Here is a 25,274-nt window from a genome sequence, read left to right on the forward strand (position 1 = left end):
GTTGATGCAATTGATTTTAATTATGCACGGTGACAGTAAATCAAGGCTACAAATAGAAAAAGTTTTATTATCAGCCAGCAAACATTAGTTAATTAGGGCTGCATAAATTAATGGCTAATGGTAGTGTTTGACATAATTCTCCATGCAGGTTTTATATGCAAAAGTCGAATTTATAGATAAATCTGTAATATCTTAACTTCTGCAATAACAAGATGCTTAGATAGTGTAATATGTTATTTATTAATTGACCACTCTGCACTTAGTATAATATAAATTTGCTTAGTAATGAACTTATATAAATCTTAAATCAATATGAAATATTGGCGTGAAACTATAGCAGTTACTCAACGGATATTAATTGAATTGCTGCGACGCAGACGGAGCTTAATTTTTTGGAGTATTTTCCCCATCTCCATTTTAATTCTCAACGGGTTTATTTTATCTGAGCGGGCAAAATTAACGATGGCGGTAGCTTTTGAAAGTGCAGCACCTTCAACTTTAGTTGGTGCAGCTTTGTTTTTTAGTTGTTTGGGTGGAAGCGTGGCCACAGTAGTTGCAGAACGAGAACAACAAACTCTGAAACGGTTGTTTATTTCTCCTTTAAGTGGTACATCTTACTTTTTAGGAATTTTTCTCGCTCATACTGTTATTGGGATTGGACAATCTTTATTAGTTTACACCATTGCTGCTTTTTGGGGTGCTACTTTTAAAGGTTCTATTTTCTTAGGAATGATGATTATTTTATTAAGTATCATCGCTTATGTAGGTTTAGGGTTTATTTTAGGTACACAATTAGCTAGACGCATTGAAGATGTTAATGCTTTAGTGGCAGCTTTTGGTGTACCTTTATTAATTTTAGGTGGTGCTTTTTTACCAACTTCTTTATTTCCGCAAACTCTTTTAGATATCGCTCAATATAATCCAATTTACCACATGAATGAAGCACTTTTAGGGGTTTGGGCTAAGGGTGATGAATTTAATGATATCGTCTCACATTTTTGGTTTTTATTCTGGTTTGCTATGGTGATGTTAGTCTGTGGGTGGTTATCTTACAAACGGATGTTGATGGTAGAACGAAGACTTTAAACATCAGCAAATAGTAATTTAGCAATATATTCTGCATTTCTTTTTTCTCTCCATAACCAGTGATTATCTTGTCCTATTTCTCGAAGATGAATTATTGCTTGTTCAATGATTTGCTCCAAATTATCTAAACTAGAATAGGATGAACCAATAACTACTGGCCAGTTAATTTGATGTTTAATTACTGGATAATCTGGAGCGATAATATAACATCCACAAGAACCTGCATCACTGATAACACCACTAGCGCGATAATAGTAACGTTCTTGATCAAAATCAGTGACTAAAATATCTAATTTTTGTAAGGCTTTGAGATAATCTTCATCTTTTGTAGTATCAATAAAAGTGATGTCTGTGGCATTTTCTAAAAACTTTGGTTTTTGGTTAAGAGGTGTACCAATGAATAATTCTAGTTGCTGAGAATTTTGAGAAACATAATTTCTAAGTTTTCCTAAAATCTTATTAATTGGTTTATCTTCTCGAATAATTCCAACAATACCAATTTTGATTTTATCATTGTGATTTAACCTTTCTCCCGGTTGTAATTTTGGTGTAACTTCACTGATGATAGGATGGGGAATTACGATTTTAGTAGATTCTGGAAATTTAAACTTCTCGCTGACATAATCATCATCTAATTCTAAAAGAACTACTTTGAATTTAGGGTTTAATTTTAGGAACTTTTGTAAATAAACGAAGCCTAGATATTTAATTTTATTTTCTTGAGCAAATAATTGATTTCCATGAATTCCTAAAAATACTTTTTTACCTGTTAAAACTAACATTGGTAATAATATTAAAAGATGTTGGTTATATATTTCCATCACATAAATACTATCAACATCTTTAAGGGATACTGCTTGTAATCCCATAGAAAAATGGCGATATTCACGTCTTAACTGTAATCCTACGGAATAACTGGGAATTGTTTGAGTGAATTTGATAAACCATTTGGGAATTGGTCTTTCTATGGAAACAAATCCCATTTTATGATTAGATAAGTGTTGATTAATTAATAGTAGTTCTCTGAGTCCTGGATGAAATATTTGCATTTTATGTTTAGAACCTATGGTGTGGTTATTATAATCAATATTATATATGGGTAATTACTGATCATCAATGTTTTTGTCTGATAGCGAAGCGTGGCGTAGCCATATCAGGATGTTCAGGATTATAGGATTTTCAGGATGTTGTTGTTTGATTGTCTATGAGAAATAGAGACTTTGGGATGATTGATAAGATAAATTATCTGTTAAATTATTAAATTATCTGCTGTTACTTCTTGACTGTTGGTGTAATTGTATTTTATCATCTTTCAATATTTACAGACAATTCATCAATTACAATCCTGTAAATCCTCAAATCCTGGACATCCTGATTCAGACAATGACAATTTCAGCATCCCACCAATAACCTACAAATTACCAACGAACCATACAAACTGTAGGTTGGGTAGAACGCAGTGAAACCCAACAATTTAATAATTTAATCATTTAATCATCATCTATATTATTGTGAAAGTGTTGAGTTTTCTAAGGTAAAAGTAAAAGATAAGCAATCACACTTAGGTAAAAATTTGTTACTTATAGTTTAATCAGGAGTTGGATTTGCTATAGTTATACAAAACCTTATTTCATTTGCTATTTATCACCTTACATTTTTGGAGAAATTAGATATGAAAGCTCGCAGTTTTATAAAACTAGATGAAAATGTAATGGTAATTTTTACTGATGGTACACTGCTTGAGTTTGGTGATAATAACACAGGTTTAACAGGAGATTGGAAGATTGATGTAAATCGTCCAATTGATAGAGTTATTATATATCAGCGAGATGAAACGAAAAAAAATAAATTATATATTGCTAATCATGCTGGTGTGCAGTTTGTTCAGGAAAACAATAGATATAAAATTAAATTAGCTCATGTTCAATATATAGGGGAAACTCAATTGAATTGGTACGAATTTGCTGATGCACAAGCGCAGCCTATTCGTTATCTTCCATAGTCAAAATGGTGCGTTACATTTCATTAACGCACCCTACAATTAATTAACTATAAGCCTCCATCGGTAAACAAGAACAAACAAAATTCCTATCCCCAAAAGCAGCATCTATCCTACCCACACTTGGCCAGAACTTATATTCCTTACTCCAACTTGCAGGATAACCAGCTTGTTCACGAGAATAACCATGTTTCCACTCACCAACAATCAAACTTTCCGCAGTGTGAGGCGCATTTTTCAAAACATTATCTTGCAGATCCATATTACCAGATTCAATCTCAGAAATCTCCTTTCTAATCGCAATTAACGCCTCACAAAAACGATCTAATTCTTCCTTAGATTCGCTTTCTGTTGGTTCTACCATAATTGTCCCACCCACAGGCCAAGAAACCGTAGGAGCATGAAAACCATAGTCCATTAACCGCTTCGCAACATCATCAATTTCGATGTTTGCTGATTTTTTCAAAGCACGTAAATCTAAAATACATTCATGTGCTACAAAACCATTTTTTCCCTGATATAAAACTGGATAAAATGATTCTAATTTCTTAGCGATGTAATTAGCATTTAAAATCGCAATTTTGGTAGCTTCCGTTAACCCCTCTGCACCCATCATTGCAATGTACATCCAAGAAATTACCAAAATACTCGCACTTCCCCAAGGTGCAGCAGAAACCGCACCCAAATTACCACCTAATTTAATTACAGAATGTCCAGGTAAGAACGGTACAAGATGGGAAGCGACACCAATAGGACCCATTCCCGGACCACCACCACCATGAGGAATACAGAAAGTTTTGTGTAAGTTCAAATGACAAACATCAGCACCAATATCACCAGGACGACAAATACCCACCTGAGCATTCATATTAGCCCCGTCCATGTAAACTTGTCCACCATGTTCATGAACTATGGCACAAATTTCTTGAATTGCTTCTTCAAATACTCCATGAGTTGATGGATATGTCACCATTAACGCTGCTAATTCACTACTATGTTTTTCAGCTTTGGCTTTTAAATCAGCAACATCAATATTACCCTGATCATCACAAGCAATTCCGACAACTTTCATCCCACACATGACCGCGCTTGCAGGATTTGTCCCATGTGCAGATTGGGGAATTAAACAAATATTTCTGTGTCCTTCTCCCCGACTTTGGTGATATTCATGAATTACCAAAAGTCCAGAATATTCACCTTGAGAACCCGCATTTGGTTGTAAAGAAATTCCCGCAAATCCTGTAATTTCTCCTAACCAGTTTTCTAATTGTTGAAACAGGATTTGATAACCTCTGGTTTGGGAAATTGGCGCGAAAGGATGGATTTTGCCAAATTCTGCCCAAGTTACCGGAATCATTTCGGAAGTTGCATTTAACTTCATGGTACAAGAACCCAAGGGAATCATCGAACTTGTTAATGATAAATCCTTGGTTTCTAGTTGATGTAAATAACGCAATAATTCCGTTTCTGAATGATAGCGGTTGAAAATGGGATGAGTGAGATATTCACTTTCACGAATTTGGGAAATATGAGAACTTGAAAAAGTGATTTCTGCAATATTAAAAGGTAATTGATCTTGCAGTGCGAAAACTTGTAATAAATCAATTACATCTGCTTCTGTTGTGGTTTCATCTAAGGAAATTCCTACATCAGAATTATCAAAAATTCGCAAGTTGATATTTCTCGCATCCGCAGCTTCTAAAATTGCCTGTAAACTGGTATTTCCTAACTCTATCCGCAGAGTATCAAAGAAGTTTTCATTAACAATTTTATAACCTAAACTTTGCAAACCTGCTGCTAAAGTTGCGGTGAGTTTATGAACAGTTTCCGCAATTCCCCTTAAACCATCGGGTCCATGATACACTGCATACATCCCCGCCATCACTGCCAACAATACCTGCGCTGTGCAAATATTACTGGTGGCTTTATCTCTGCGAATGTGTTGTTCACGGGTTTGTAAAGCTAACCGATAAGCAGATTTACCATGAACATCTTTTGATACACCCACAATCCGCCCTGGAACTAAGCGTTTATACTCCTCTTTAGTAGCAAAATACGCCGCATGAGGTCCACCGAATCCCATCGGAATACCAAACCTCTGGGTGCTTCCTACCGCTATATCTGCCCCTAATTCACCGGGGGGTGTGAGTAATGTTAAACTCAGAGGATCTGCCGCTATTGTCACCAATGCACCCTGAGCATGGGACTGTTCTATAAAGTTGCGATAGTCGTAAATTTTACCATCAGTTGCGGGATATTGCAGAATTGCCCCAAAGATGGTTTCGGAAAAATCAAAGGTTTGATGATCACCGATGATGATGTTGATACTTAGAGGTTTTGCACGGGTTTGTAATACGTCAATGGTTTGGGGATGACACGCATTAGACACAAAAAAGTTATGGGATTTATTTTTGCAGATACCATAACTCATACTCATTGCTTCTGCTGCTGCTGTCGCTTCGTCTAATAAGGAAGCGTTAGCAATTTCTAAACCTGTCAAGTCTATGATCATGGTTTGGAAATTTAAAAGTGCTTCCAAACGTCCTTGGGCGATTTCTGGTTGATAGGGGGTGTAAGCGGTGTACCAACCGGGATTTTCTAAGATGTTGCGTTGAATCACTGTGGGGGTAATGCAGTCGTGATACCCCATACCCATGTAGGAACGGTAAACTTGATTCTTTTCAGCGATTTGTTTTAATTTTGCTAATGCTGCATATTCGCTTTGTGCTTTTGGAAGTTGCAACTTTTTATCTAAGCGAATTCCCTGGGGTACGGTTTTAGCAATTAAGTCATCTAGGTTATTCAAACCTAATGTTACCAGCATTTGCTGAACATCATCAGAGTTTGGTCCGATGTGTCTTTGGCTGAAATTGCTGACTTTGTTACTACTTTGAGCTAAGATGTTGCGATCGCTAGACTGAGGACGAGATAGATTTGCTACCACCTATTTTTCTCCTACATTACTATTTAATATATTGTAATGATTACTTGGAAATAGGTAAGTTCGCCTCAAAAATTGTCCCGTTTACAAAACGAATACTGTCAACCTCAATTCTAGAAATGGTGCGTTATTAACGCACCCCACAAACATGAAAATTACTTACTCACCTTCTACCAAAGCACTGTATTCATCAGCTGTCATTAATTCGTCAATTTCATCCAGATTATCAACACGGATTTTAATTAACCAACCATCATGATAAGGATCATCAGCTAATTGTTCAGGAGCGTCAACAATTGCACTGTTACGTTCTATCACTGTACCACTCAAAGGAGCTTTGAGTTCTTCGACAGCTTTCACTGACTCAATGTTACCGAATCCCTCTCCCTTAGTAATCACTTCATCCACATCGGGAACTTCCAAAAAAACAATATCACCCAATTGATCTACAGCATAGGCAGTAATACCAATTGTGGCAATTTCTCCATCTAAACGTACATACTCATGGGTATCTTGATACTGTAGCTCTTGCGGATATTCCAAATCCATAGCACTTCCTCTTCCACGTTAATAAATTTATTGTTACCAGATTAGTGTTACCAGAGTAACCCAAGAGACATTATTCCTCAAAAAATTGAAAAAGGATCATTTAGTCCGATTTTTTGAGCGATAAAAAGGACGTTTGACTACAACAGTAGGATAAGTTTTACCACGAATTTCCACCTCTAGTTCTTGCTTAACGGTTGCTAATTCTTTGGGAACATAAGCTAAAGCTACCGGATAACCAAGGGTGGGTGACAGTGTTCCACTGGTAACTTCTCCTATGGTCTGACCTGATGATAATACAGGGTAGCCATGACGAGGAATGTTTCTACCTTGGGTTAGTAAACCTACGAGTTTACGCTTAACTCCCTGGGTCTTTTGCTGTTCTAAAATACTACGGCCAATAAAATCACCTTTAGTATCCAAATGAACCAGCCAACTTAAACCAGCTTCTAAGGGTGTGGTGGTATCATCAATATCTTGACCATACAGTGCCATGGCAGCCTCTAAACGCAATGTATCCCTACAACCAAGGCCACAGGGAGTCACACCAGATTCATAGAGATAATGCCACAATTTTATCCCCACTTCGGGAGCTACCATGACTTCAAAGCCATCTTCCCCGGTATAACCTGTCCGCGCTAAAAAGGCTGGTTGATCAAAGATGGTGGTTTCTAAATGTCCAAAGGCTTTAATTACACTCAGATCATCCGCTACCAAAGACTGAATATAACCAGTAGCTTTTGGCCCTTGAACAGCAATTAAGATTTTATCCCGTGACAGGTCTTGAAACTCAATATTAGTTAGGTCAAGATGTTTTAATAACCAGTTTTTATCTTTGTCGGTAGTTGCCGCATTAACGATCATCACGACCTTTTCTGTGCCTGTATTATCTACACCTTGATGGTAAATAATAATATCGTCTATGATCCCCGCCTGTTGATTTAATAAAACTGTGTATTGTGCTTGACCGGATTGTAAACGACTTAAATCTGATGGTACTAATTTCTCTAGTTGGGAAATCAGGTTTTTACCTTGGAAAGTAAATTTACCCATGTGGGAAATATCAAACATCCCCGCTGCATTTCTCACAGCTTGATGTTCTTGGGTGATACCGCTATATTGTACTGGCATTTCCCAACCACCGAAGCTGGTAAAGCGAGCTTTGAGTTCTACACCAAGGTGATATAAGGGAGTTTGTAATAGAGATTGGGTATGATTTTCTGATTTAGCCACAGGTATTTTTAGGGATCATCAACATTTACTTATCCTACGGTATCAGTTCCCGTCACCTGCGATAACTCTCTATTTTTCTACCTAAGTCCTTGGTGCGGTTTAATAGTTAATAGTGAAAATGTTGAGATTTATTAAGCAAAGATTATGAAACTTTGGCAAATACTCGCTAGTATGGTTTTAACTGTAGTTTTGTTTGTCTCCCCTCTATCAGCACAAGCCGCTAGTTCTTCTAGTATTACTCGTTCTGCTGGGGATGAAGTAGAAACTAAAGATTTTTCTGGTCAGGATTTAACAGGTAATGAGTATACCAATGTGGTATTAGAGAATGTTAATTTTAGCAATGCTAACCTCCGGGGTGCTGTGTTTAACGGTGCTTTGTTAGAGGATGCGAATTTACATGGTGTAGATTTTCGCCAAGGTATTGCTTATTTAGTCAAGTTTAAGAATGCTGATTTAACTGATTCCTTGTTTACGGATGCCATGATGCTGCGTTCTGTGTTTGAGAATGTAGATGTCACTGGTGCAGATTTTACCGATGCGATTTTAGATGGAGTAGAGATCAAAAAACTCTGTGTTAATGCTAGTGGTGTTAACTCTAAAACTGGTGTAGATACCCGTGAATCTTTAGGTTGTAAGTAAGCATTCAGCTTTCCTCTTTCCCATACAGAGTATGGGAATTAATTCTTTCTCCTGACTCCTGACTTCTAACTCCTCAGTTATTGGAAATGCTTTTCCATTTCTAATCTTTGTTCTACATTTCGTAAAAAGTAACCATCTATCATTGCTGAACCTAATAACTTACCTAATTCATCGCGGCTGGTAGTGATCACCGTATTATATTTATCATGAGGTAAATTACCTAATGTGGCAACAATAGATTTTTGAATAACTTCAAATACTTCTGATGAATTAGGTTTAGATAATTGATTTACTGTTTCTGGGGTTAGAGACTGTATGTAGTGCCAAAATTGATCTTGATTTTCTTCAGATGCAAAATAATCTGGCTGAGAATGGGAAAGATTACTCATGGCAATTACTTTAAACTTTAAAATCATTTGATTATCAATTTACCAAGAGAATCATTAATTCATGGTCAAAGAAACCGAACCTGGGAAGATGTGTTTCTTCTACACAAGTCATTAGTCATTAGTCATTAGTCAGGAGGTTATTACCTTTTGACTCCTGACTTCTTAAATTAATCTTGTACGTATTCTTTCCCAGTCACTAAGGCAATCTCAGCCCGGACAAATTCCCTACCTAAATAAGCAGCATGATCTAAGAAAGTGATTGGACAGGGTTTAGTTTCTTCAAATATTTTGACACATAATTCTTTAGCAGTCCGGCCGCTAAATACTGTGGTGTGAGTTCTTTCTACTTTACCCTTGGCAGGAATTACCTTACCTGTTTCTGGATCTACAGCTAAACCACGTTCATCAATGACGTTTGTAAAATGCTTGGCGTAAATCAATCTTTCATTGCAGTCAATGTAAATAATGAAATAGCCGTTAGGATCAAGTTCTATATGACGGTGGGAAAGTTTATCATCAATGGCGGTTAAATCATCAAGTATTAAATTTATAGTCATGATCAAAAGATAACTTATTTAGATGGTGTTTGAGATTACAGATCCAGTTTAATTCTTTAGCTACCTGTTTTAAACATTATTTTGAGTAAAAGGTAACTCTGCGTTAATTGCTTGGATTTCCTGTTCTTCCATTTGATTAACTTCTAGGATGTAAGAACGGAGAATTTTTCCTAAACGATTGTTGTAAAATCGGTGTAAACTATGGTTGGGTTTGGCAGGAAAACCACGGCGTTTCTTGTGTCTGCCACCTGCACCGGGATCAAAACTTTGGATGTTGTGAGCGATCGCCCACTCAATTGGTGCATAATAACAAGCATCAAAATGTAAACAATCTATTTCTTGAAAACTGCCCCAATAACGTCCATAGAGTTTATCATCCTTAAATAAACAAAAAGACATCCCCACAGGTTGATGCTGATCTTCTTGATTATAAGCAGCAAAAAATACTACCCGATGACGATAATTATGATATAAACTTTCAAAAAATCTTTTACTGAGATACTTACTACCCCACCACCCAAATTTATCACAGGTGTCAGCATAAAATTCATACATGAGTGGAAAAAGTGATTTGGGAATATCTTCCCCAGAAATCACTTGCATTTGTAAACCAGCTTTTGCTACGGCTTTGCGTTCCCGTTTGATATTCCTTCTTTGGTTAGCATTGAATACCGATAAATAATTATCAAAAGACTGAAAATCAGCGTTTTCCCAAATATAACTATGGTGTAACCAAGCTGTAAAACCTTGTTTTTCTAATACAGGTTTCCACTGAGGATCAACATAGAGAAAATGACAACCGGAAATACTATTTTTTAGACAAAAATCATCAATTTCATGTACCATCATCGCTGTAATTTCGTCTTCATCTTCTCCAGGAGCAATTAAAAACCGATAACCTTCGGCTGGGGTAAATGGGGACATCCCTAATAATTTCGGATAATACTCTATACCAAGACGATAAGCTAAATCTGCCCATTGATGATCAAAAACAAATTCCCCTTGACTATGACCTTTTAAATACAGGGGTGCAGCCGCAATTAAAGTTTGATCTCGCCATATTGTTAAATGATTTGGCAACCAACCAGCGTTAGCAGTCGCACTATGGGAGGTTTCCATATTATTTAACCAGTCCCATTCTAAAAAGGGTGTTTTGAGTGGTATAGCTAAAGCATCCCAGGCTGTTTGCGGAATATCAGCCAGCGTATGAGTCCAAAGTACAGAATAGTTAGATTTAGGTGATTTTACCATTGTGTAGTGATGAATATCTATTTTGATGATGCAAGTAGGTGAATCTAATTAAACATAACCTAATACCATTTCTTTGTGAGGCCGCGCCGAATTTTTAAACCATGCTTTTTCTCCTCTGTGTTCTCTGTGTCTCTGTGGTTTGTTCCTTTCTAAATTTGACACATCTTTATACAGAATTGGTATAACAAGTATTAAACAGGATTTAATCGTTGATGGTTTTTATGTAGCCGATAATGCAAAAATACTTCTTGTTCAACTGTGTTGACTTCTATTAGTTCTAACTTGGGTGCTAAATTTGATAAAAATCCTTGTCCTGCTACTGGTGTTGGTGCAGTATCACCACCTAAAATTAAAGGACAAATAGTTAACCATAATTCATCTATTAAATCAAATTCTAATAAAGAAGCAACTAATTGACCACCACCTAATACTGCGATATTTTTGATTTGTAAACTTGCTAGGTGTTGCCAAACTGCACAAGTATCAATATTTCCTGTTGTTGTTTCTATGACTAAAATTCTGTCAAACTCGGCACGGTTTTGCCAAAATTTCGCGCCTTTTGTAGTCGTCAATAGCCAGCGTTCTACAGGTTGCTGAAAGAATTTAATATCCGGATTAATGTTGCCAGAACTAGAAATCACTATATGAAATGGCTGGGGAGATTTATGTTCTGTGGTTCTTTGTTGCAACAATCTTGGCTGAGAGATGGTGAGTGTTGTACCGTAAGCATGGAGAGTACCAGCACCAAATACAACAGCATCAGCAGCAGCGATTTGTGCTTCCAGGTGTGCTTTATCGGTCGTTGAGCCAAAACGGGCGGGCGATCGCCTAAAATCGGCTATTTTGCCATCTGCACTCATGGCTAAAACTACTGTAGTATGAGGACGTTTTTGCATCATGTTCAAGAAATCTGTACTTAATCTAACATTTTATATTTTTTGTATCTATAGTTTCTTTTTGAAAAATTAAAGTTTGATAATTTTAACCAACTACAATCTAATTAATATTTTTTACTAAAATGTCTCATTTACCTATTCCCATTGTACTTTTTAATTTACGTTTTAATTGTTGTGGTTTGCAGATATTAAGTGAGACAATCAATGGTTAAGTCTCGTCAATCGTCTTTTCGGCGCATTTTAGTAACTAGAATCTTACTGGTATTTGTGCCAGTTTTATTAATTGGAGAAATGGTAACTCTGAATAAAGCACGTTCTAGTCTCTTGAATACTGCCAGAGAAAATTTAAAAGACAGTGCTATTTATAAGGGTGAAAAAATTAATAATATGATTGCTGCTTTAAAAATTAATTTAATTAGTGCCAGTCAAACAAAGGTTATCCAGTCTGGTTCAGCAACAAAGGCGGAAAAATTTTTAACTCAATTAGCTGAAGCACTACCTAATACAATTGATTGTATTCAACTGCAACATTTACCCAGAAATAAACAAAAAAGCAGTCAGAAAAATCCGATTATTGCCAGTACCTGTGGTAATCAATTAATTAATGATCAGCCATTATCTTTTACTAATCAAGAAGTTAAAATTACTCTCATTCCTCCACAAAAACCGGGTAGAACTGGTCAGACTAACCAAGAAGATCAACTAAAATTACTATTGTCTCAGCCAGTTAATAATTTACGCGGCAATTTAGCTTATGTTTTATTGGTAAAAACCACACTACACCGACAAACAGAAAATCATTCCGGTTCTCTGACAGGTTCTTTGATAGTCATTGATGAAAATGGCAAAATTTTTGCTTATATGTCCCCGGAAAAAATAGGTAAAAATATTCAAAGTTATGTAAATTTTCCTAATCTCAAAACTATTATTAATCATGCTATTCAAGGTGAAAATAATTCTACTTATATCAATTTTACAGATGCTAAGGAATTTGTAGTTGGTTACACAGCAATTCCTAGTCCCATTACACAGGGAAAGCCAGGAAAATGGATTATTTTCTCTGTATCTAGTGTCCAAGATTCACTCTCTGGTTTAGACGAAATCAAGTTAATTTTCATGGCTTTAACGGTTGGTTTAATTGGTGCGGGTTTGTGGGTATCTCTATATTTAGCTCCCTATTTAGCTAGTCCTTTAGAAGAACTGAGAGACTATGCGTTAAATATTCACAGTCACCATGCAGCACAACCAATTCCCCATAACTTTAAAATTAAGGAATTTAATCAACTTGTTCAAGCTTTAGATCAAATGGTTGAAAGACTTAAAGCATGGGCAGAAGAATTAGAAATAGCCTGGAAGGAAGCAAAGTCAGCTAATACTGTGAAAAGTCAATTTTTGGCGACAACTTCCCATGAATTGCGAAACCCTTTGAATATTATTATTAATTGTGTCCGTTTAGTCAGAGATGATTTATGTGATAGTCGAGAGGAAGAATTAGAATTTCTCAAACGAGCAGATGATACGGCGATTCATTTATTAGGTATTATTAATGATTTGCTGGATATTTCTAAAATTGAAGCAGGTAAATTATCGGTTTTTACTGCTCCTCTGGATTTACATCAATTGTTATTAGAAGTTATTAATTTACAATCTGTAAATATTCAACAGAAAGGATTACAGTTAAAATGCGAAATAGGTAATAAACCCATTCCTGTTAAGGCAGATGAGGTAAAACTCAAACAAGTTTTAATTAATATTATTGGTAATGCTACTAAATTTACAGATACAGGTAGCATTATTATTAGTGCAAAAATTGAGGAAAATAAGAGTAGATTCTATGTAATTGTTTCTGTAAAAGATACAGGTATAGGTATTGATCCTGACCAACAAAATAAACTTTTCCGTCCTTTTGTGATGGTAGATGGTACAACCACACGCAAGTTTGAAGGGACTGGATTAGGATTAGCAATTTCCCGCAATTTAGTTGAACTGATGGGCGGGACAATCACTCTAGAAAGTTTGGGTTTAAATCAAGGAACAACATTAAAAATTCAATTACCTTTGATTGATGTTTCTCTGTTATCTAAACAAGGTAAAACAGAAAGGAGCATTATCAATAATTAATACTCCCTAATTTAAAAATAGATTCTTGTTATTAACTAATAGGGAAATATCACTCGGCTACCAGGTCTGATATCACCATGGAAAAATCCTTTATTTCGCCCCATAAATACTGCATCTCCCAAACCTGCAAATTGAGAGTCTTTTAAAACTTCCCACAGTTTCCTAAAATCTCCATTCAGAGGCTGCATATCTAAAGCCCGGAAGTAAATATGTTGGCTATTGCTAACACCACCAACACTTCTATTTACGGCTGGTGGACGATAACCAGAGGTAATTCTAATGGGTGAGCCAAATTTATCTCTTACTTCTCCCCAAGTCTTCGCTAGTCGGATGGCGTTGGCTACATATTCAGAACTTGTGGGAATGCGTGTACAGTTTTTAGTGGCTTCACCCCAAGTGAGGGGGATTCCTTCCACAATATATTCATTTGCATAGACTATTTTTCCTCCAGGAATTCTCATCGTCGAACCTGTTCTTGAACCAGCAGAGGGGTTTAATGTTCCTTTTGAGTTAGTCTCTTCTTGATCAGAACTGACTTCTTCCGTATCCTTTAACTTGAGTAATTCTTTGGCTGTTGTTACTCCTAAACCTAAAGGATATTTGAGTTCATTTTCTGCTTTAAATTCTATAAATGCTTGTTTGGTTAAAGGTCCGACAATCCCATCTACTTCTATTTTTAGCAGTGATTGTATTTCTTTGACTAAGTCTATGTGAGCATCGGTGATAAAAATAGCTGGTGCATTGAGTTTTATATACTCAGTGAGAGACTTGATCTCTGTTGGTGGGGTTGAATCTTGGGGGGTAGATGTCATAATTGTCCTGTTAAAATTTGTACTTTACATATATATGAGCATAAGTTTTTTGCATCAAGTTTATATATTTAATATAAATAAATTTACTTATATTCCTTGATTAAGCATTACTGATTTTGATGGATTTGCCATTTTGATGGAGAGATTTGCTTAAAGCTGTGAGAATTTCTACTAATTCTCTACCTACCCACCCAGAGGAAATCAAGGAGGGAGTGTTATTTATTACACAATTAGCAAAGCGATCGCACACTTTTCCTAATGGTTCAGCTTTTTCAATTTCTATTACTTCCTGACTTTGATTGATGGGAATAAATAAATCCCCTTGTTGACTAAATTCACCATGTATAAAAGTTAGTGGTGATTTAGCTGACATTTCATCAAAGATTAAACTTCCTTGACTACCAACTACCCCTAACCGCCTCTGTTTATCAGTATTTAGCCAGCAGAGGTGAATATATGCTTGAAAGTTGTTTGGATACGTTAAAGTTACCCAAACTAAATCCGATAAACTTGGGTTTTCTTGTAACCACACTGTACCTTTCGCTTCTACTTTTACAGGTAACATTCCTAACCAGGTGTTAAAAATTGCAATATCATGAATTGCTAAATCCCACAGTGCATCAACATCTTGGCGTACTGGTCCTAAATGAGTCCGGGTAGCATAACAATATCGTAAATCGCCTAATTGACCTGACTGAACTACTTTTTGACCTTTTTCCACTGCGGGATGGAACAAATAGGTATGATCCACCATGAGGATCAACTGCTGATACTCTGCTAGTTGGCATAATTCCCGACATTCTTCTGGATCAAGGGTGAGGGGTTTTTCCGCTAAAACATGACATCCATGCTGGAGAAAATCTTTAATTAAGTGATAATGGGTAGTAGCGGGAGTGGCGATCACTACTGCTGTCAATTCGGAAATACTTTTAATTGACTCCCACTGAGTCGTTAACAATATATTTTCATCAAGATTGAACTGTTGTTTTACTGCTGTCAATCTTTCTAAACTCGGATCTACTACCGCAACTACATCTACTTGAGGATGTGCTACAAAATTCCGTAACAAATGCACTCCCCAACGTCCCACTCCAATAACAGCCAGTTTAATATTAGTCATTAGTTATTAGTCATTAGTTATTAGTCATTAGTTATTAGTTATTAGTTATTAGGGATACAGTGGTATGCACTTGGAGGAGATACACAATTGGCTACAAAATCAATATCATAAAAGACTTTCAACTCTGTTGCCTATTCCCTGCGATGAAAAAATTACTGAGTTTTAATCTTTAAAGTTTTAATTTATTCATCTTCTTTTTCTTCTTCTGTCACAACCGAATAGGCAATTTTAGCGGCAGCTTGTTCAGCTGCTTTAATAGAACGGCCTTTACCTTTTCCTAGCATTTTCTCATGTAACCAGACTTCAGCTACAAAACGTTCATGAAGAAGGTGGGGTTGATTAACTTCCACCACACGATATTCTGGTAAAACCTTAAACTCTCCCTGAGTCCATTCTTGTAAAGCCGCTTTGTAATTTAACCTAGCTGGATCAAGACGAATCTCTTGTGCTAATTCCTGGAAGTGGGGATCTAACCAAGGACGAATTAAATCTAAATTACGGGTACTGAGATAGAGCGCCCCTAAAACTGCCTCAAAAGCATCTGCTAAACGGGACTCTTGACCTACCAGATCAGCAGTAGCACTACCAGCGACCAGTAAGTATAATTCTAGACCATATTCCCTAGCTAATTTAGCGAGAATGCGATCGCTCACCAAAACTGAACGAATAGCCGCAAAATCACCTACAGAACAGTCAAGATAATTTTCCCATAAAACCACAGCAGCCACCAGTCTGACAACCGCATCACCAACAAATTCAAGTTGTTCATAATTGGCAGACTCAGAAACAGTAGCATGAGTGAGTGCCAAATCGAGTAATTCCCACTTGATCGGATCATCTGTTGACAGACCTAACTTTTGAACTAAACTTTCAAGTTGCCTTTGACGGCGAGGATAAACGCGGGACATTGGATGGGTATGGAAAAAAGGGATGATAAATATTAACTTAGCATTAAATTATAGGGTATAAATATAAGTTAGAGTATTTATTTTGATGGTTTTCTGGAAGTATCTTTCAATTCGTTCAAGAAATTAATATCCTTTTCAATAAAAAATTTCTCATTGGGATTTTCTACATTTTCTAACGCCAAATTCAAATCTCGTTCTGCTTCTGCCAACAATTCTCGGCACATTTCCCACGCCCTTGCTTTTGTTCTTGGCTTGCTTTTGTAGTCTCGTGCCGTCTTTATACACTTTTTTGCCATATCCATCTTAGCTGTTGCCCGTTTTTCCAAAAGTGTGGAATTTTGAGCAAGATTAGGATATTTTAACATAGATTCACCCACAAATTCTATCACATCATCTGGTTCACCTATCTTTTTAAGATTGACGACAGCTTTTACAATTTGACCTTCTTCTATTTTACCAGACATAGCTACAGATAAAGCTCTATTTGCCATATTTTGATAGGGAAGATTGTCTTTATTAGAAGCAAGAATATCAGCAATATTGATGAGTGTGCTGGGATTAACTAAGTAAAAATCTAATTTCTTTGTTTCCAGAAAATTATAAAGTTCATTGGGAAGTTGTAATTTAGCAATAACCTCACAATACAAATCTAGTGACCTAAAATTGTACAAATCTTTTTCTAAGAGTGTTAAAACTTGAGTTTTAGCTTCTTGATACTTCTGTAAAATAACTTTGTCTTGAATTTCTTGTAATTCTCTAATAATTTGATGTCTTGGGTGTGCAGGAAGAATACAAGTCAGACTTTCCGGTTCAATTTCAAAGATTGGTTCGGGACATCCTTCTTCTCTCATTGTCCGAATAATTGTTGGGATACCCTGACCTTCTGATTGAGCTAATTGCAGTTTATTAAATAAGTATGCAAAACTCTGATTTCTCCATTTAGGACTTGCTTTTCCTTGCTTAAATTTCTCTTTATCAACTCCCCAATGTAAAGTACCTGGAGACCTGATTTCTATTCTGTCTGCAAATACTGTGATTCTAATAGGTTCAGGTACTTCATAATCACGGTGAACAATAGCGTTAATTACTGCTTCTTGTAAAGCACGCATAGGATACTTAACCTGATTTGGTTTACTGCTTGTTTTATCAAATGCAGTATAGGCTTGAGTATTTAATAGTTCTATGGATCTTTTAGCTTGCTCAACAATTGTTCCGGTTAAAGTGTAACGTTCTGCTGTTTGTTCACTGCGATCTGTTCCTTTATATATTGATAAAATAGTATATGCTTCTGGAAACTTGGATGTAATACTTGTTTTTTTCCCAAACATCAATAAGGTAAAATTTCTAGGACGTAATATACCATCTAAATCTGTCCGTACAAACAATGGAGAAACCAATTCTGCTATTTGTTCTCTATCAGAAAAATAATCTTCTAATGACTTTTCAGGAAAAAGCAACCCCATTTCCTGCATACTATCTCTAAATACAAGTATATCAATATCGGCTTCTGTCGCACGAGTATTTGTACGTTTATCAAAATACTCTATTTCTTGTTTTTCTGTTAATAATTGCCTCAAAACACCATTTCTGGCTTCCTTAGTTTCTCGACCGATACGAACATAATATTGAGAAGTTTCTTTCTCTCTGTATACATGAGCATGACGAGTCCGTAAAACTACAAATACTAAAATTCTTGTGCTGTTATTTTCAGGGTTTTCGATTTCAACAATACGAGGTGCTATGGCAGGATCAACATAATTCTGACAATATTTAGTTACCTGACCTTCGATTGCTTTTAATTTATTAGCACTAAGACCTGTATATTGAATTTTGGGAAAGCCATGTTCGTCCTTTATCTCTTTTGCTCCACAAACAACATATCCCCCACCAACATTGGCAATGTCGTTAGCAAATGCAGAAATAGTTTTTACTATTCCTTCAGCAATCTTAATATCATCTCCATTTTCTTTCCATTCCACTTGTTCGCTTTCTCTGCGGGCAAGCTCTTTTAAATCTATGTTGAAATTCATAAAGTGAAAATTCGATTTATTGTTTATTTACCATTATAATTTTTTCACACTTTTTAACTATTTAGGGTTTGCTGATAAAGTCTTGTCGTGGAGACAGGTGACAGGTGACAGGTGACAGGTGACAGTTTCAAGAGTTGGATGGGAACTATTTTTCCTTGAAGCAGGAATTAAATGCAAGGTTTTTCAGTTCTCACCTCATCAAAGCTTGCATTTTTTGAAAGTCAAAATCGCTAAAATAGTTTACCTGTAATGTTTTGAGATTTATTCAGCAAGCCCTATTTAACTTTGGTAAATTGAGTGAATATATCTGGTTTATACTTAGTGCTACCATAGTGATATCACTCCCCCAAAAGACCAGAAAAACTAACTACAAAAAAATCAAACATCCAGAATTCATTTAAAAAAGAGAAAGCAGGACATAAGCCGGGTTCTGTTCTCTTGCGAGGGCAGTTATCTATCTGGGATGCCTGTTACCAAACACCTCTAGCGGCTCTTCCTGAACGGAACTGGTAAAAAACCAACCATAGTTCCTTCGGCCTTGCTCCCAACCGGGGTTTACCGAGCCAGCACCTCTCGATACTGCTGGTGCGCTCTTACCGCACCTTTGCACCCTTACCTTATTCACTGAAAAAGGCGGTATTTTTCTGTGGCACTATCCTCACGATCACTCGCACTGGACGTTATCCAGCAAGTTTGGTCTTTCGGGAGTCCGGACTTTCCTCAAACCAGTTTAAATAACTGATCTGCAACTGCCTGCGCCTACTTTCTCTCTACTCCTAGTGTAAACTTTCATCGCCACTTCTGTGTTATTTCTTATCACTTTTTCTTATTCCAAGGTAAAGCATAAGTCCAGGGTAGTTTTTCAATAGTAAAAGGACAATTGATAATTGATATGGGAGGAACATTAATTCCTGGAGCTAAACCAACCCGTAATTCAGAAATTCTTAACACTAATTGAAAGGAAAATTCTACCTTTTTCTTCCTATCCATAAAATCTTTATATAGCTTTTTGAAATCTTTTTGTTTTTCCATGCCCACAATATCAATTAAAGGTTCACCTGGTTGATATACTCCGGTTTTTTCATCTCTTTTTAAAATATCTTCTGCGGTGACAGTTTCCGAAATTGTTTTATTCGGTGCGATGATGGTAGGAACTTGCGGCATTGCCAAATCCCGACTTAAATCAGGATATTTCCGAATCACTCGCCGAGATTTTTTACTATGTTCAACTACCCAGGAACTATTATCCCAATCAACATATACAGCCAAGCCTTCAGATTTATTTTCAATACTAATTGACAATTCTTTTAAATTATCACTTAATTTTTCCAAAGAATAACTGCCTACTTTAAAAGAAATATCTACTTTATCATCAAGATTCTGCTCTTTTAATTGTTCTTCAGCAGAACTTTTCAGAAAATCCACCTTAACCATATCATCAATAGATTCAACCATCCGATTGAATGTGTAATACACTCCTAAGAAATAAACCATCAAGACTATCAAATTTTGATCACTACTTGGCAATTGCATAAATTCATCCTTTACTTGTTTGAAAACAGAATATTTTATTTTTTATCTACAAATATTAATCTTTAACCTTAACAGAATTTGATAACCACCCCCGTCGCCAAAAAAAGAAAATTAACCCACCGGCAATCACTGCCATTGCTCCTAAACATAATGGATAACCCCAATAAGCATTTAGTTCTGGCATATTGAACGGTGACTTTTCAGGATTGAAATTCATTCCATATATACCAGCTAAAAAGGTGAGAGGAATAAAAATAGAGGAAACCACAGTTAAAAATTTCATAATTTCATTCATTTTATTACTAACTGCTGAAAGATATACATCCATTAATCCTGATGCCAATTCTCGGTAAGTTTCTACCATATCTATAACTTGGATAGAGTGATCATAGCAGTCTCTTAAATAAATTCTGACCTCATCACTAATTATTTCACTACTATCTCTAATTAAGGAGTTAATGACATTTCTTTGTGGCCAGATAGCGCGACGCAGTTGTAATAATTCCCTTCTAATCCGATAAATTTTCTGTAATGTTTGTGGTGTAGGATTGGTAATTACTTCTTCTTCCAATTCTTCTATTCTTTCTCCATAAATTTCTAACACAGGGAAAAAGCCATCTATAACCGCATCTAATAAAGCATAAGCCAAATAATCAGATCCTTGTTTGCGGATAATTCCCTTACTTTTAGAAATTCTCATTCTGACTCCTTCAAAACAATCATATTCTGGTTCTTCTTGAACTGTGAGTAAATAATGTTTGCCTAAAACGAAACTAACTTGCTCACTATGAAAACCTTCATTTATATGGGTTGGTGTTACCATCCTGGCAATAATTAATAATTGGTCTTCATAATCTTCACTTTTAGGGCGCTCTGCCATATTTACCACATCTTCTAATACCAGAGGATGTAATTCAAAAACTTGACCTAATCTTTCTAAAATATCTCGATTACCTAAACCTTGAACATCCACCCAAGAAACAGACTCTGTATCTAAATATTGGCTGCAATCTTCTGGATGTATTATTTCTTGATGAACTAAATTAATCTGATTATAATCAATCAAGATAATATGTGGATGTTGAGAATTTTCATCAACAATTATTGTTCCTGGGGCAGTACCTGGTTGATGATAATATTTCTTTCTAGTAGATGATTTATTGATAACTTTAGCAAGACGGCGAATTTTTCTAATCATGAAAATTTTCCTAACTAGGTAATAGTATTGTAGGGTGTGTTAGAACAGAGTTCGTAACGCAGTATGATTAAGGGTTTTGTGCGTTACGCTATCGCTTTAGTGCAGCCATGCCCCCAGGGCTTTACTCACCCTACCTCTCTTTATGACTACGCCACGCAAGCTATCAGAAATTAAACCAGATTCCAATCTCGACGTTTCGTAAAAATGCGTAAGTTTTAAAAATTAACGTATTTTTTCATTGCAAGCGAAGGAAAGCAATCTCAAACCCATATTTTTCCTACCCTGTACGTAAGTCTTGGGATTCCTCACCAGCATTGTTACAAAAAACGCAACAGCACCCCAGATCATAAATTACCCCTCGTACAATCCAAGTAGTGAGGAGTAATAGAGGCAAAATCATGAAATACCAGGGAAATGACCGGGGTTTGCTACCGATATTTAGCCGTTGCGGGTTAACAATGTTGCTAACTGCGGTGTTACTGGTGGACTCAGTGGCAGCAATGCCCAGAGGTACAGGGTTACAGATAGCACAACAGCAAGGAACACAACAGGAAGCCATACTTGCTGAGGCTGTAAGGCTATTGCAAGAAGGAATACAGCTTTATCGGCAGGGTACAAAGAAATCTTTATTACAAGCAATTAATAAATGGGAACAAGCACTTCCCCTATATCGTGCAGTAGGGGAAAAGGGTGGTGAAGCTACTATTCTCAATGTTCTTGGCGGTGTCTACAACTCCCTGGGAGAAAAGCAGAAAGCACTAGAAAACTATAACCAAGCACTTCCCCTATATCGTACATTGAGGGATAGGGGTGGTGAAGCCATGACTCTCAATAATATTGGCAATGTCTACTCCGACCTGGGAGAAAAGCAGAAAGCACTAGAAAACTATAACCAAGCTCTTCCCCTGTATCGTGCAGTGGCAGATAAGCGTGGTGAAGCTACTATTCTCCATAATATTGGCAATGTCTACTCCGACCTGGGAGAAAACCAGAAAGCACTAGAAAACTATAACCAAGCTCTTCCCCTGTATCGTACATTGAGGGATAGGGGTCGTGAAGCTACTATTCTCCATAATATTGGCAATGTCTACTTCGACCTGGGAGAAAAAGGGAAAGCACTGGAAAACTATAAGCAAGCACTTCCTTTAGTTCATGCAGTGGGGGATAGGGGTGGTGAAGCTACTACTCTCAATAATATTGGTGCTGTCTACGACTCTCTGGGAGAAAAACAAAAAGCATTAAAATACTATAACGATGCACTTGCCTTATTTCATGCAGTGGGGGATAGGGGTGGAGAAGCTACTACTCTGCTTGGTATCGGCAGTGTCTACGACTCTCTGAGAGAAAAACAAAAAGCACTAAAATATTATAACGATGCACTTCCCTTATATCGTGCAGTGGGGGATAGGGGTGGAGAAGCTACTACTCTCAATAACATTGGCTTAGTCTACAACTCTCTGGGAGAAAAACAAAAAGCACTAAAATACTATAACGATGCACTTCCTCTCAGACGTACAGTGGGAGATAAGGGTGGTGAAGCTACTACTCTCAATAATATTGGTGCTGTCTACGACTCTCTGGGAGAAAAACAGAAAGCACTAGAATACTATAACCAAGCACTTCCTTTAGTTCATGCAGTGGGAGATAAGGGTGGTGAAGCTACTACTCTCAATAATATTGGTGCTGTCTACGACTCTCTGGGAGAAAAACAAAAAGCATTAAAATACTATAACGATGCACTTCCTCTCAGACGTACAGTGGGGGATAAGGGTGGAGAAGCTACTACCCTCAATAATATTGGCGGTGTCTACGACTCCCTGGGAGAAAAACAAAAAGCACTAAAATACTATAACGATACACTTCCCCTATTTCATGCAGTGGGGGATAGGGGTGGTGAAGCTGCTACTCTCAATAATATTGGTTTAGTCTACAACTCCCTGGGAGAAAAACAGAAAGCACTGGAATACTTGAACCAAGCACTTCCTATATTACGTGCAGTGTCGGATAGGGATGTTGAAGCTGCTACTCTCAATAATATTGGCTTAGTCTACAACTCCCTGGGAGAAAAACAGAAAGCACTGGAATACTTGAACCAAGCACTTCCCCTAGCACGTGCAGTGAGTAATAAAGACGGAGAAGCCACTACTCTATACAATACTGCCCTAATACAACGCAGACAAAAAAACCTCCAAGCAGCCCTTGCCAACATTCAAGCCGCTATCAAAATCATTGAAGAACTACGCACCAAAATAGCCAGTACAGAATTACGTACATCCTACTTCGCCACCAAACAGGACTACTACAAATTCTACATAGACCTGTTAATGCAGCTACACAAACAAAACCCCAACAAAGGCTACGACGCACAAGCACTACACATTAGTGAACGTTACCGCGCTAGGGGTTTAGTTGAACTTCTCACCGAAGCTAACATCAACATCCGTAAAGACATTAACCCCCAACTCCTAGCCGAAGAAACCCGCTTACTGTCCCTGAGAGATGGTAAAGAAAAACTCCTCTCAGAACTGATGAGTAAACCAAAACCTCCCGAAGAAATTATCCAAACCACTAAGCAAGAAATTCAAAATATTATCCAACAACAAAAGGAACTAAAAAATCAACTCCGCGCTACTAACAAAGAATACGCAGACTTAAAATATCCCGAACCTCTCACATTACCCCAAATTCAACAACAATTAGACCCCGATACAGTTCTTTTACAATATTCATTAGGTGCAGAAAATAGTTATTTATGGTTAGTCACTCATAACAGTTTTACCACCTATCAATTACCCAAGGAAGCAGATATTAAAAAAGTTGCCCAACCATTAATTAACAAATTAAAAGCGCCCGTTATTGCTGGTGCATCACCCCAGGAAACCGCCCAATATGTAGCAGAAACAGCTAAAGCAACTAATGAACTCAGTCAAATAATTCTTAAACCTGTGGCTGATAAATTAGGGAAAAAACGGTTAGTAATTGTCGCTGATGGTATCTTACATCAAATCCCCTTTGCTGCATTATCTGACCTAACCCCCCAACCCCCTTCCCTGCAAGGGAATGGGGAGAAAGATAAACTCCCCTCACCTTCTAGGAGAGGGGTAGGGGGAGAGGTCAAATATCAACCCTTATTAGTCAATCATGAAATCATTAATTTACCTTCCGTCACCAGTTTAGCTACCCACCGGGAAAAACTCCAAAACCGCAAAACAGCACCGAAAAAATTAGCTGTATTAGCTGACCCAGTTTTTAGTAATAATGATAGTCGCATCACGGGTAAAACAGAAGTTGGTTTATCTACAGATTTAGATTTAGAACGTTCTGCTTTAAGCCGTTCTAGTGCTAATAGAGGTTCATTATCTCGACTTCCAGGAACTCGTAAAGAAGGAGAGGAAGTTTTAAAACTTGTTCCTAATAACGAAAGTATTAAAGCCTTTGATTTTGATGCTAATTATGAATGGGTTATCAGAGAAAAGTTAAATCAATATCAGATGGTACTTTTTGCCACTCATGGATTAATTGATATGAAAAATCCAGAGTTATCGGGGATAGTTTTATCATTATTCGACAAACAAGGAAAACCCAAAAAAGGATTTTTAAGATTGAATGATATTTTCAACTTAGATTTACCTGCGGAATTGGTGGTATTAAGTGCTTGTGAAACTGGTTTAGGTGAGGAAATTAAAGGAGAAGGTTTAATAGGTTTAACTAGGGGTTTCATGTATGCTGGTGCAGCTAAAGTTGTGGTATCCTTATGGAAGGTTAATGATGACGCGACAGCAGAATTAATGACTGAATTTTCTGGTCAAGTATTGAAAGATGGTAAGTCTCCTATTGTGGCTTTAAGAAATGCCCAGTTAAAATTATGGCAACAACAAAAAACCCAAGACCCCCGTTTTTGGGCTGCGTTTACCGTGCAAGGTGAATGGCAGAAATAGGTTTAAATCTCTGTTTGTGGGGTAGGCATCCTGCCTGCCCATGATTATTAAAGGATATCTGAGTCAATATAAAAATT

General features: G+C 36.8%; 19 protein-coding genes and 1 other RNA gene. 5 read left to right on the forward strand and 15 right to left on the reverse strand.

Features of this window, described 5'->3' with window-relative positions:
* The first annotated feature begins 312 nt into the window (after nucleotides 1-312).
* Nucleotides 313-1,086, forward strand: coding sequence for an ABC transporter permease (locus tag WJM97_RS16330; RefSeq protein ID WP_353929843.1), 774 nt, complete (start codon nucleotides 313-315; stop codon nucleotides 1,084-1,086).
* Here WJM97_RS16330 and WJM97_RS16335 read toward each other — a convergent pair.
* Complete coding sequence (locus WJM97_RS16335; protein WP_353929844.1) at nucleotides 1,083-2,135, reverse strand: glycosyltransferase family 1 protein; 1,053 nt, start codon at nucleotides 2,133-2,135, stop codon at nucleotides 1,083-1,085. The two genes, WJM97_RS16330 and WJM97_RS16335, sit on opposite strands and share 4 nt — an antisense overlap.
* Nucleotides 2,136-2,758: 623 nt before the next feature.
* Between WJM97_RS16335 and WJM97_RS16340 the strand changes: the two genes are divergently transcribed.
* Nucleotides 2,759-3,088, forward strand: a complete 330-nt coding sequence (locus WJM97_RS16340) for an HNH endonuclease (RefSeq protein ID WP_353929845.1) — start codon at nucleotides 2,759-2,761, stop codon at nucleotides 3,086-3,088.
* 43 nt (nucleotides 3,089-3,131) lie between these two features.
* Here the strand turns inward: WJM97_RS16340 and gcvP are convergent, their stop codons facing one another.
* The 3 genes from gcvP to gcvT form a co-directional block, all read right to left on the reverse strand.
* Nucleotides 3,132-6,029 (reverse strand): aminomethyl-transferring glycine dehydrogenase, encoded by a 2,898-nt coding sequence (gcvP, locus tag WJM97_RS16345; RefSeq protein ID WP_353929846.1) that lies wholly within the window; start codon nucleotides 6,027-6,029, stop codon nucleotides 3,132-3,134.
* Between the two features lie 156 nt (nucleotides 6,030-6,185).
* The gene (gene gcvH, locus WJM97_RS16350; protein ID WP_353929847.1) at nucleotides 6,186-6,575 is read right to left on the reverse strand and encodes a glycine cleavage system protein GcvH; all 390 of its coding nucleotides are present in this window, start codon (nucleotides 6,573-6,575) and stop codon (nucleotides 6,186-6,188) included.
* Between the two features lie 96 nt (nucleotides 6,576-6,671).
* Complete coding sequence (gene gcvT, locus WJM97_RS16355) at nucleotides 6,672-7,805, reverse strand: glycine cleavage system aminomethyltransferase GcvT (RefSeq protein WP_353929848.1); 1,134 nt, start codon at nucleotides 7,803-7,805, stop codon at nucleotides 6,672-6,674.
* Nucleotides 7,806-7,949: 144 nt separating this feature from the next.
* Between gcvT and WJM97_RS16360 the strand changes: the two genes are divergently transcribed.
* Nucleotides 7,950-8,444, forward strand: a complete 495-nt coding sequence (locus WJM97_RS16360) for a pentapeptide repeat-containing protein (protein ID WP_353929849.1) — start codon at nucleotides 7,950-7,952, stop codon at nucleotides 8,442-8,444.
* A 77-nt stretch (nucleotides 8,445-8,521) separates the two neighbouring features.
* Here WJM97_RS16360 and WJM97_RS16365 read toward each other — a convergent pair whose 3' ends face one another.
* The 4 genes from WJM97_RS16365 to WJM97_RS16380 all read right to left on the reverse strand — a co-directional run bounded on the left by WJM97_RS16365 (nucleotide 8,522) and on the right by WJM97_RS16380 (nucleotide 11,540).
* Nucleotides 8,522-8,860, reverse strand: a complete 339-nt coding sequence (locus WJM97_RS16365; RefSeq protein WP_353929850.1) for a DUF760 domain-containing protein — start codon at nucleotides 8,858-8,860, stop codon at nucleotides 8,522-8,524.
* 140 nt (nucleotides 8,861-9,000) lie between these two features.
* A complete protein-coding gene (locus WJM97_RS16370) occupies nucleotides 9,001-9,384 on the reverse strand; it encodes a DUF4346 domain-containing protein (RefSeq protein WP_353933191.1) in 384 nt (127 codons plus the stop codon).
* A 75-nt stretch (nucleotides 9,385-9,459) separates the two neighbouring features.
* Nucleotides 9,460-10,641, reverse strand: a complete 1,182-nt coding sequence (locus tag WJM97_RS16375; RefSeq protein WP_353929851.1) for a GNAT family N-acetyltransferase — start codon at nucleotides 10,639-10,641, stop codon at nucleotides 9,460-9,462.
* Nucleotides 10,642-10,832: 191 nt separating this feature from the next.
* Nucleotides 10,833-11,540 (reverse strand): RibD family protein, encoded by a 708-nt coding sequence (locus WJM97_RS16380; protein WP_353929852.1) that lies wholly within the window; start codon nucleotides 11,538-11,540, stop codon nucleotides 10,833-10,835.
* Nucleotides 11,541-11,741: 201 nt separating this feature from the next.
* Here WJM97_RS16380 and WJM97_RS16385 point away from each other — a divergent pair, with 201 nt between their 5' ends.
* Nucleotides 11,742-13,658, forward strand: coding sequence for an ATP-binding protein (locus WJM97_RS16385; protein ID WP_353929853.1), 1,917 nt, complete (start codon nucleotides 11,742-11,744; stop codon nucleotides 13,656-13,658).
* Nucleotides 13,659-13,693: 35 nt separating this feature from the next.
* On the opposite strand, the gene WJM97_RS16390 is transcribed toward WJM97_RS16385, so the two are convergent.
* The 7 genes from WJM97_RS16390 to corA all read right to left on the reverse strand — a co-directional run bounded on the left by WJM97_RS16390 (nucleotide 13,694) and on the right by corA (nucleotide 21,259).
* Nucleotides 13,694-14,470, reverse strand: a complete 777-nt coding sequence (locus WJM97_RS16390; RefSeq protein WP_353929854.1) for a D-Ala-D-Ala carboxypeptidase family metallohydrolase — start codon at nucleotides 14,468-14,470, stop codon at nucleotides 13,694-13,696.
* 100 nt (nucleotides 14,471-14,570) lie between these two features.
* On the reverse strand, nucleotides 14,571-15,590 hold the full coding sequence (locus tag WJM97_RS16395) for a Gfo/Idh/MocA family oxidoreductase (protein WP_353929855.1): 1,020 nt from the start codon (nucleotides 15,588-15,590) through the stop codon (nucleotides 14,571-14,573).
* Between the two features lie 182 nt (nucleotides 15,591-15,772).
* Entirely contained in the window at nucleotides 15,773-16,498 is a 726-nt protein-coding gene (gene rnc / locus WJM97_RS16400; RefSeq protein WP_353929856.1) for a ribonuclease III, read from the reverse strand.
* A 77-nt stretch (nucleotides 16,499-16,575) separates the two neighbouring features.
* A complete protein-coding gene (locus WJM97_RS16405) occupies nucleotides 16,576-18,528 on the reverse strand; it encodes an ATP-binding protein (protein ID WP_353929857.1) in 1,953 nt (650 codons plus the stop codon).
* Between the two features lie 403 nt (nucleotides 18,529-18,931).
* Nucleotides 18,932-19,295, reverse strand: an RNA gene (gene rnpB, locus WJM97_RS16410) — RNase P RNA component class A.
* A 49-nt stretch (nucleotides 19,296-19,344) separates the two neighbouring features.
* On the reverse strand, nucleotides 19,345-20,061 hold the full coding sequence (locus WJM97_RS16415) for a hypothetical protein (protein WP_353929858.1): 717 nt from the start codon (nucleotides 20,059-20,061) through the stop codon (nucleotides 19,345-19,347).
* Between the two features lie 55 nt (nucleotides 20,062-20,116).
* Entirely contained in the window at nucleotides 20,117-21,259 is a 1,143-nt protein-coding gene (corA, locus tag WJM97_RS16420; RefSeq protein WP_353929859.1) for a magnesium/cobalt transporter CorA, read from the reverse strand.
* Between the two features lie 398 nt (nucleotides 21,260-21,657).
* Between corA and WJM97_RS16425 the strand changes: the two genes are divergently transcribed.
* Nucleotides 21,658-25,197 carry a CHAT domain-containing tetratricopeptide repeat protein gene (locus WJM97_RS16425; protein WP_353929860.1) on the forward strand — a complete coding sequence of 1,180 codons (3,540 nt, stop codon included), beginning with the start codon at nucleotides 21,658-21,660 and terminating at the stop codon, nucleotides 25,195-25,197.
* Nucleotides 25,198-25,274 lie beyond the last annotated feature (77 nt).

Source organism: Okeanomitos corallinicola TIOX110, assembly GCF_038050375.1.
Classification (GTDB): Bacteria; Cyanobacteriota; Cyanobacteriia; order Cyanobacteriales; family Nostocaceae; genus Okeanomitos; species Okeanomitos corallinicola.

Bases quoted from the DNA above. Each gene is read 5' to 3' on its own strand.
- WJM97_RS16380 (WP_353929852.1), bottom strand. From the start codon at position 11,540: ATGATGCAAAAACGTCCTCATACTACAGTAGTTTTAGCCATGAGTGCA.
- WJM97_RS16360 (WP_353929849.1), top strand. From the start codon at position 7,950: ATGAAACTTTGGCAAATACTCGCTAGTATGGTTTTAACTGTAGTTTTG.
- rnc (WP_353929856.1), bottom strand. From the start codon at position 16,498: ATGTCCCGCGTTTATCCTCGCCGTCAAAGGCAACTTGAAAGTTTAGTT.
- WJM97_RS16425 (WP_353929860.1), top strand. From the start codon at position 21,658: ATGAAATACCAGGGAAATGACCGGGGTTTGCTACCGATATTTAGCCGT.
- WJM97_RS16375 (WP_353929851.1), bottom strand. From the start codon at position 10,641: ATGGTAAAATCACCTAAATCTAACTATTCTGTACTTTGGACTCATACG.
- WJM97_RS16390 (WP_353929854.1), bottom strand. From the start codon at position 14,470: ATGACATCTACCCCCCAAGATTCAACCCCACCAACAGAGATCAAGTCT.
- WJM97_RS16365 (WP_353929850.1), bottom strand. From the start codon at position 8,860: ATGATTTTAAAGTTTAAAGTAATTGCCATGAGTAATCTTTCCCATTCT.
- WJM97_RS16395 (WP_353929855.1), bottom strand. From the start codon at position 15,590: ATGACTAATATTAAACTGGCTGTTATTGGAGTGGGACGTTGGGGAGTG.
- gcvH (WP_353929847.1), bottom strand. From the start codon at position 6,575: ATGGATTTGGAATATCCGCAAGAGCTACAGTATCAAGATACCCATGAG.
- WJM97_RS16385 (WP_353929853.1), top strand. From the start codon at position 11,742: ATGGTTAAGTCTCGTCAATCGTCTTTTCGGCGCATTTTAGTAACTAGA.
- WJM97_RS16335 (WP_353929844.1), bottom strand. From the start codon at position 2,135: ATGCAAATATTTCATCCAGGACTCAGAGAACTACTATTAATTAATCAA.
- corA (WP_353929859.1), bottom strand. From the start codon at position 21,259: ATGATTAGAAAAATTCGCCGTCTTGCTAAAGTTATCAATAAATCATCT.
- WJM97_RS16415 (WP_353929858.1), bottom strand. From the start codon at position 20,061: ATGCAATTGCCAAGTAGTGATCAAAATTTGATAGTCTTGATGGTTTAT.
- WJM97_RS16405 (WP_353929857.1), bottom strand. From the start codon at position 18,528: ATGAATTTCAACATAGATTTAAAAGAGCTTGCCCGCAGAGAAAGCGAA.
- WJM97_RS16330 (WP_353929843.1), top strand. From the start codon at position 313: ATGAAATATTGGCGTGAAACTATAGCAGTTACTCAACGGATATTAATT.
- WJM97_RS16340 (WP_353929845.1), top strand. From the start codon at position 2,759: ATGAAAGCTCGCAGTTTTATAAAACTAGATGAAAATGTAATGGTAATT.